Origin of the sequence: Thermoactinomyces intermedius (assembly GCF_013912365.1) — a bacterium.
Classification (GTDB): domain Bacteria; phylum Bacillota; class Bacilli; order Thermoactinomycetales; family Thermoactinomycetaceae; genus Thermoactinomyces; species Thermoactinomyces intermedius.
In genome coordinates, this window is the sequence record NZ_JACETT010000108.1 from 1 (window position 1) to 670 (window position 670).

The window sequence follows — 670 nt, forward strand, 5'->3', positions numbered from 1 at the left end:
TCTTGATAAATGATCCTGGAGGTGAAAAATTGATGTTCCACGTTTAAACCGCCGTCCTTTTTTGGCCCCGTTGCCGGTGCAGAACCGGTCGGTTTAAGCGATTCAAAGGTTTTTCCGGGCGGTTCCTTGATCACGCTTCGGACCTTTTTTTCGGCCACAAAGCCTTTCTGGGATCCTTCTGAAATCTCCCGCAGCTGAAATCCTTGTTGCTTCAGCCGGGCTTTTACGTTGCCCAGATTGGGCAAGATCAAATCATTGGTGAGAACTTTCACTTGGTAGGTTCCGGATCCGTCGCGATGGATGTCCACATGAATGTCGGCTTGGACACATCCGGTGGTGAATAACAGAAAAAAAGACAGACAGATCAGTGTCAAAATCCGATGATTTCGTCTGTGCATATAAATCCCCTTTGACTTTTTTCAGGATTATACACGGAATCATCATTTGCTTCAAATGAACCGGAACAAATCGGGGAAAGGTAGAAATGGGAACGCTTTCGTTCGAACATGCTCATGGATTGTTTTTTGAAATGACTGATCGGTTCCATTAAAATGAAGATTGGTTTGTTCATGGAAAAACCGTAATACCAGGAATCGGAGAATGAGGGTGAAAAAACATGAAAAACGTGATTACGTTTGATTACACCAAAGCCAACGCTTTTTTCAGCGAG

The 670-nt window shown here is 44.0% G+C and carries 2 protein-coding genes; both read right to left on the bottom strand.

The window, feature by feature from the left end; all coding sequences use genetic code 11:
- The coding region (locus H1R82_RS14430; protein ID WP_181821733.1) for a hypothetical protein at positions 1-398 on the bottom strand (398 nt) is incomplete at its 3' end.
- The coding region (locus tag H1R82_RS14515) for a hypothetical protein (protein WP_220272551.1) at positions 371-670 on the bottom strand (300 nt) is incomplete at its 5' end. The genes H1R82_RS14430 and H1R82_RS14515, both read right to left, overlap by 28 nt.